The 7,333-nt window shown below is 45.5% G+C and carries 4 protein-coding genes and 1 pseudogene; 3 read left to right on the forward strand and 2 right to left on the reverse strand.

What is annotated here, in order from left to right:
* Nucleotides 1-6: 6 nt before the first annotated feature.
* Together L4D06_RS16850 and L4D06_RS16855 are read left to right on the forward strand one after the other, a co-directional pair.
* Nucleotides 7-1,602 (forward strand): nicotinate phosphoribosyltransferase, encoded by a 1,596-nt coding sequence (locus tag L4D06_RS16850; protein ID WP_429740499.1) that lies wholly within the window; start codon nucleotides 7-9, stop codon nucleotides 1,600-1,602.
* A gap of 201 nt (nucleotides 1,603-1,803) precedes the next feature.
* Complete coding sequence (locus L4D06_RS16855) at nucleotides 1,804-3,543, forward strand: hypothetical protein (protein WP_429740500.1); 1,740 nt, start codon at nucleotides 1,804-1,806, stop codon at nucleotides 3,541-3,543.
* Nucleotides 3,544-3,809: 266 nt separating this feature from the next.
* On the opposite strand, the gene L4D06_RS16860 is transcribed toward L4D06_RS16855, so the two are convergent.
* Both L4D06_RS16860 and L4D06_RS16865 read right to left on the reverse strand, forming a co-directional pair.
* A complete protein-coding gene (locus L4D06_RS16860; protein WP_429740501.1) occupies nucleotides 3,810-4,229 on the reverse strand; it encodes a DUF6392 family protein in 420 nt (139 codons plus the stop codon).
* Between the two features lie 165 nt (nucleotides 4,230-4,394).
* Nucleotides 4,395-4,832, reverse strand: a pseudogene (locus L4D06_RS16865) (alpha-amylase family glycosyl hydrolase); the annotation flags it as partial.
* A gap of 384 nt (nucleotides 4,833-5,216) precedes the next feature.
* Here L4D06_RS16865 and uvrB point away from each other — a divergent pair.
* A complete protein-coding gene (gene uvrB, locus L4D06_RS16870; RefSeq protein ID WP_429740502.1) occupies nucleotides 5,217-7,190 on the forward strand; it encodes an excinuclease ABC subunit UvrB in 1,974 nt (657 codons plus the stop codon).
* Nucleotides 7,191-7,333: the final 143 nt, after the last annotated feature.

Consider the following 7,333-nt stretch of genomic DNA (forward strand, 5'->3'; position numbering starts at 1 on the left):
CGCACCATGACTATTACAGCAGCAAGCATGCAGAAAGACGTTTACAAAGAATTTCACAGCCGCGCTTACCACCCTGACGTTACAGAGGTTTATGCAAATTACACCTCTCGAAGCGGAAAACTCAGCAACGTAGAGAATTGCGACAAAGTGGCTTTTGTCGGCCTTCAATACTTCATAAAGAGTTACTTAGAAGAAGAATGGAACGCGTTTTTCAATACCGAAAAAGCGGTTGCTGTTGCAAACCACAAACGCATCATGAGCGCAATGTTGGGATACTCCGTTGACGTGAAGTATTTAGAAGACTTACATGATTTAGGCTACTTACCGTTACGGATCAAAGCACTTCCAGAAGGCACGCTTGTCCCATACTTAGTTCCACCCATGACCATTGTTAATACCAAAGAAGGGTTTCAGTGGCTCACAAACATGATCGAGACAGTGCTAAGTTGTGAAAACTGGCCAATCCAAACCAGCACCACGACATCTGTCGCCTACTTAAGCGTATTCAAAGAGTTTGCTGAAAAAACAGGGTTACCCATGGATTTCGTTCCGTTTCAAGGACACGACTTTAGCTTTCGAGGCATGTTTGGGAAACAAGCTGCAGCAATGAGTGGATTCGGTCACTTAGCCTCTGGTTTAGTCGGAACGGACACAATCCCAGCGGTATTATTTGCAGAAAAATACTACGGTGCCAATGTCGATCAAGAGCTTGTTGGCTGTTCAGTCGATGCCACCGAACACTCAGTGACCTGCTCTTGGATCATGGAAGGCGAAATTGAATTCTTCAGATACCTGATGCGTGAGCAATCACCAAAAGGAATTCTCAGCGTCGTTTCGGACACATGGGATTTTTGGACACTCGTGACTGACTATCTTCCTCAGTTAAAAGAAGAAATCTTGCAACGTGATGGCGCATTAGTCATTCGTCCAGACTCCGGTGACCCAGTAAAGATCCTAACGGGTTTTAGCGTTTCTCCTGTCTCAGACTATGCCGAACTCTTTGACAACCAAAACGCTGCGGAGCAAGAAGCCATTCGCGAAGGTTATGAAGCCTATTGCTGGAACAGCAAATATTACGGATGTGAAGAAGAAAGCCGAGTCGAACTAGAAGCTTGTGAGGTTAAAGGGCTAATCGAATGTTTGTGGGATATTTTCGGCGGTACTGTCACTGACAAAGGGTTTAAGTTGTTAGACGAGCACATTGGTGCGATTTATGGTGATGCCATCACACTGCCTCGCCAACGCCAAATTCTTCAGCGCTTAATGGATAAGGGGTTTGCTTCAAAGGTTGTCTTAGGTATCGGTTCGTACAGCTACCAATATGTCACACGAGACACGCACGGCTCTGCTGTGAAAGCCACCAGCGTTGTCAAAAATGACGAACGCGTGGCGATATTTAAAGACCCTAAAACTGACAGCAAGAAAAAATCAGCAAAAGGACTCTTGAAAGTTGAGCGTTCCAATGGCGAATTAGTGCTGATAGATGACGTATCCGAAAGTGAAGAGAAAGAAGGCTTGCTTGAGGTTGTGTTTGAAGACGGCAAACTCATTAAAGAAACAACACTTGCGGAAATTCGCGCCACGATTGACAGCCAAATCTAACAGTCTGAATATATAGAGGCTGAATATATAAAGGCTGAATTTATAGAGGCTGTCAAAAGCGACAGCCTCTGTTCTCCTCCTTACACAACACACCGCATAGTTCGTTAACCCAAATACGAGATGTATTCATACGGTTAATTGTGGTCAGGAGTTGATGGCTATTCGCTTTGAAAGCCCATATTACATAGTGAGAATGACACGTTGAGAATCGCACTAACTCTATTGATTTGGTTGGCCAGCTTTATCGCCCTTGCTGACGATTTCAAAGACCAGATCAGCTTTAGCGAATATCAAACAACATCTATTCCAATGAACAGTGAAGAGCATTGGGACTATGTGACACGTTATGACATCCCTTTGACTTTAGATGCAGTAAGCGATTACACCAATCGCTATGGGCTGGAAACAATAATTCGCGAACGTACCATACAAAACAATTCGGGTGGCTGTGGGCATTCGCCAGCTTGTGCCATCCTGCTACCGTTTTATCTTATCGATATGATGCTCACCACAGAAGTCAAAGTCGATGAAGTCATTTTCTATCAAAATAACGTTCGGCTGTTTCATGTTCAGTACAGTAAACCTGATGGGGTGCTGATCACTATCGAGTTTAATTCCGTCACTACCAGAACAAGTCACTTACTCCGAAAAACCGTTATTGGCCTCAACCAAAACTCCCTCATCGATCTCTCCAATGAAATCATGTCCCAGTTGCCTAACCTAAAGACCGAGGCCCATTTAGAGCAATTTACCGATGACTTATCAGGGCTAAGTTACCGCGGTAACAACCCCGAACTTGAACGCGCGCAGCTAGATAAGACGTCTAATCTGCTAAAAAGTGAAACATTGTCTGAACCACAATTGATGGCGCTATTCACGCGCTGGTGCGACATCATCAATGCCTCAAACGAACATGCAGACAAAGCCTACTCTCCATTAAATTTGGTGCCGTATTCATCAGGGATCAGCCAAGGTATTCATGCAACAGAGCTGCTGGACTGCATCATCGACTCAAAAGAAAAAAGCGCTAGCGAAGAGACCGCCCATTCTGACCATCCATCTTCAGGTGCTATCTCACCCAAAATACAAAAGGATATTGACCGCTTAGTCGAGCTACAAGAACAAGCATTGACTCAACTGGCGTCGTTTCAACCCCAGAAATGGACAAATCTAACCGAACAATTTTTCAAAACCTACTTACCCCTTAAAAGCGAGCCTGTGCTGACAACAAGCCATCAGTTACTTCACATATATAAGGGCTGGTTCCTGAATGGACACATTTCAACAGCAGATTACATTGTGCTTGCTCAGGCCTACCCCGAGATATCTGCACCTTTAAGAGATCAACTCAGTGTCAAACATTCAAATGTGCTCGACGCTCGATTGGCTCTAATCAAAGACGGTATCTACCCACCGTTGGCAACATTGACAGAAATGAAAGAAAGCCAGATCCGCATAACAGATTCAGTAGCTAAAACGTTGTCTGTCCTTTACTGGCAGAGTCACTACCCCAACGAGAGCTTTCTTTATTTCTCTCGACAAGACAAAGACCTAGAAAAGCAGGCTTATATTCTGTATTTCCTCAATCCACTTCCTCTTCAATTACGCCAAAGCTTACCGTTTGAAAATGGTGATACAGATGGTCACCTTGCCTGGAAAGTTGCAATACTAGACAAAGAAATAGAAGGGCTAGCGGGCAACCTTTATCAAAGACCACGATCCGATGATTCATCCCCTGACACGCCAGAAAACACCTCAAATCGCGTCGATGAACAAGGGAACGCGCACTTTTCGGATTTAATTTGGTATGCCTTATCATTTCATCCAGAAAAGGAGCAGAAAATCAGTCATTTGGTAGAAATGGCAAAAGCGAAGGAAAAAGAAAAAGAGGAAGAAGAAAGTTGGCTCAATAGAGGCCATAACCTTTTAGAGAACCTCTAAATGTTTGACCATTTAGCGAGGAATCACGCTCGTTAATTCGCGCAGCGCGAAACGGGACGGGACGGGACGGGACGGGAAACTTAAATTCTAGTTTTTTCAGTTGAGTATTGGCGCTAAGAGTATTGAACACGATCTCTGGAAGGCCTGAATTGATAGTGCCTTCTGCCTGAGTTGAATCCAGATTCACACCAAGAGATGTCAATTTTTCAATTATATAGCTCACAGATTTTTGCCTCTCAAGTGAGATGCAGAGCCTACATGATCCCTTACTGTTTCATTGAATAGCGAATGTCCTCGACGGTGCCAGAATCGAGAGAGTAGGTCACGCGAAGACCATTTGAAAACCTCTCCCATGACGGCACAGTGCCAAACACGGGCATTTTTTTCTTTTCATGAACCTCAACTGGGGTACCAAGAATCTCATGCACACCTTTTGCGGACATTGCTGTGCTTAAACCGTTTGGGAAAGAACCGTCAGAAGAAGCTTTAAAGAGTATCAACATTAGAGTTTCATCTTGGCGGCAAAAAACAAACTCGGCGTTTCTGGCGTTGCTGATAATGTAAAAACGGTCAACGCCTTCATCAATGACCTCAGGCACGTTCCCTCCTATCAGAGACAGGAAAGATGCATCTGTTAGTAATGTCTGATAGGTTTTGCCCAAGAATAGGTCGTAAGAACCTGTCATTAGTACCATCCATTCCGTTTATTCAATTTGTGTATTTCTTGTCGTGATTCTTCAAGCTGCTCTTGAGAGTATCCTTCTGACTTAAGACAAACTTCTATGGCGTCAAAATAACAACCCAACTTAAAGAATCACAGAATTCATTGCCATTTAGACTTATCCCATAGTGTGCTGGTTAAGTAATCGCATGAGCCAACTGATTGACGTTAGCCGCTCTCGCCACACTACAATTATCTCATTGCATCGCTCAGTTTCGGATCCTGACAGTTTATCGCCTTGAATGAACCGTTGAATAAGTGAAGGACCTTGATGAAACGCCAACCAACGTTCAACAGCATCGTATTGGCTCATGTTTTTCGCTTTATCAGCATTGATATGAAGCACCACATGATAATGGTTACTCATGATGGCATAGGCGCAAACATCGATACAAAATGCACCCGCTAACGCTAGCAACCGCTTTTCTATCCAACCACGACGGTGTTCATAAGAGTGCAGTGCTTGTTCGTCGTAGCCACACAGAAATGAACAACGAACGCAGCGAGAAACGCCCTAATAGTAAGGGGTGGCATCAATGCTAATAAGGGATGATCGCGCTTTCGTCATGGTGATTTGAATGACCGATAATCGAGCAATACGAAAAGCATATCGTCCAACAACCAACCGTTCATCTTTGCGCAACGCTTTTGAGCCTAGAAACACAAATCCATTGAAACTGACTAGATGATGACTTTCTTAGAGTGTATGTCCCCGTTATTTCCGCTTGAAGCAATATTGGTCGAGTCATTCGCCGCTATTGGCTATACCGAAAACGCGCTCACCGTTGACGAATTTTTCTTGAAGACATAGCCACAAAACCTGTCGCAATGTGCGGTGTGGAGGAAATGCCAAAACAGGTGTGTTATTCGCAAATATTACACGCTTGTCGGTTTGACACTATGTTTCCTTCCCCCTTTACTTGGAGAAGCTGAAAGTCGAGTAGAGGTAAGCATGGTGAAGGAAATGTTTTTACTGCACGCCAAAAATGCGCCAGCGGGAGACCAACCCGAAGCGATTGCCAAGTTAATTGCTGGCGTTCAGGCGGGAAAGACCCACCAAACGCTAAAGGGTGTAACAGGTTCGGGTAAAACCTTCACCATGGCCAATATCATTCATCGCTTGAAACGTCCCACGCTTATTTTGGCCCACAACAAAACGTTGGCGGCGCAGCTGTATCATGAAATGCGCGCATTTTTCCCACAGAACGCGGTGGAATACTTTGTTTCGTATTACGACTACTATCAGCCGGAAGTCTACATTCCGGGCAGCGACCGTTTTATTAGAAAAGATTCAGCCATTAACGAACACCTAGAGCGGCTTAGGCTTTCAACTACCAAAGCACTGATAGAGCGTAAAGATGTCATTGTCGTGGCGTCGGTATCCTCGGTGTATGGTTTGGGTTCACCTGATGCATACCGAGCACTTCAAATCCCACTTCAGCCCGGTGAAAAGCTCGTGATGCCGGAATTGGAAGCGCGTTTGGCCAAGTTACACTATGAGCCTGCGCGGGAATCGCTTTGGCGAGGGAGTTATCGGATTGACGCACATCACGTAGATATTTTCCCCGCCGATTCTGAGTCGGCAGCTATTCACATTCAACTCGACAATTCGAAGACGATTACGCAGTTGCAGATGGTGGACAATGCGACGGGTGAATGGATAGCGGATCTCGACCATTATCGGGTTTCTCCCAAGACCTTGTATTCGACCTCGCCCAATCAAGTTGAGCGCGCGTGCAAAGCCATTGAAGCGGAGTTAGAGGTAAGAACGGGCGAGCTGAGCCGCAACCACCAAGTGACTGAGGCGGCAAGGCTTTATGAGCGAACCATGCGTGATTTGGAGATGTTACGTCAGCGGGGTTACTGCAGTGGTGTCGAAAATTACGCGTCTTACCTCGTTGATCGCGATGCCTCACTACCGCCAACCACTCTCTTAGATTACTTACCAAAAGGGGGCTTGTTGTTTATCGATGAATCTCACGTGATGGTGCCGCAAATTCATGCCATGTATAAAGGCGACCAAAGCCGAAAAGACACCTTGATTGATTACGGATTTCGTCTTCCCTCCGCCAAATCTAACCGACCTTTGAGCTTTGCTGAGTTTGAAAAAATCAAACCTCAAACCATTTTTGTTTCAGCAACGCCCGGTGAATATGAGGTGCGCCGGTCAGGCGGTGAAGTGGTTGAACAAGTCATACGTCCAACGGGATTGCTCGACCCGGAAATAGAGATAGTGCCGTTAGCGGACACCCAATCAAACTTATTGCGTAATATTCGAGAGCGCATTGCAAGCGACGAACGTGTACTCATTACAACAATCTCTAAGCAAAGTGCAGAGGCATTGCACTTACATTTGCAGCGCGAAGGCATTCGCAGCCAATATATCCACAGTGATGTAAAAACCGATGACCGCATAGAGATCATTCGTCAACTCAGGCGAGGAGAGTTAGATGTACTGGTCGGCATTAATCTGCTGCGGGAAGGGTTAGACATACCGGAAGCATCTTTGGTTGCCATACTCGATGCCGATCATGCGGGCTTTCTTCGTTCTTCCGAAGCCTTGATACAAATTATTGGACGCGCAGCGAGGAATGCAAAGGGGAAAGCCATTCTTTATGCAGACAAAGTGACGCCCGCGATGCAACGCGCAATGGACGAGTCTAATCGCCGTCGTGAGAAGCAAATTGCCTACAACGTGGAGCATCAAGTCAAACCGCAAAGTTCGCGCAGAACCATTGACCCCATTGTTGCTGCTGAAGAGGCTCCGAACGACCCTAACATGTGTGCAACTCTGGAAGAACTTTGCCAACGTATTACCGCCTCCGAAAGAGAGTTATTGCGAGCGTGTGGTGAGAGCAACAAAGCAGAAGTCGAAGCCTTGCGGCAAACGTTAGATGCGCTTTACCGTCAATATATCTTTATGTAGACGAACTGTTGTTTCCGTCAGACTCATTCTGACTGTCTTAGAGTGTATGTCCCTTTTGTTTATGTCTAATCGATTACTTAAAGCCCAACCTACAATTTTCCGAGAACATAAATCGATGACAACGGCTAAGTATCCCCACTTGT

The organism is Enterovibrio makurazakiensis, from assembly GCF_050336585.1.
In the GTDB taxonomy this organism is placed as follows: domain Bacteria; phylum Pseudomonadota; class Gammaproteobacteria; order Enterobacterales; family Vibrionaceae; genus Enterovibrio; species Enterovibrio gelatinilyticus.

Coding starts and splice junctions, on each gene's coding strand:
- L4D06_RS16860 (WP_429740501.1), bottom strand. CDS start 4,229: ATGACAGGTTCTTACGACCTATTCTTGGGCAAAACCTATCAGACATTA.
- L4D06_RS16850 (WP_429740499.1), top strand. CDS start 7: ATGACTATTACAGCAGCAAGCATGCAGAAAGACGTTTACAAAGAATTT.
- uvrB (WP_429740502.1), top strand. CDS start 5,217: ATGGTGAAGGAAATGTTTTTACTGCACGCCAAAAATGCGCCAGCGGGA.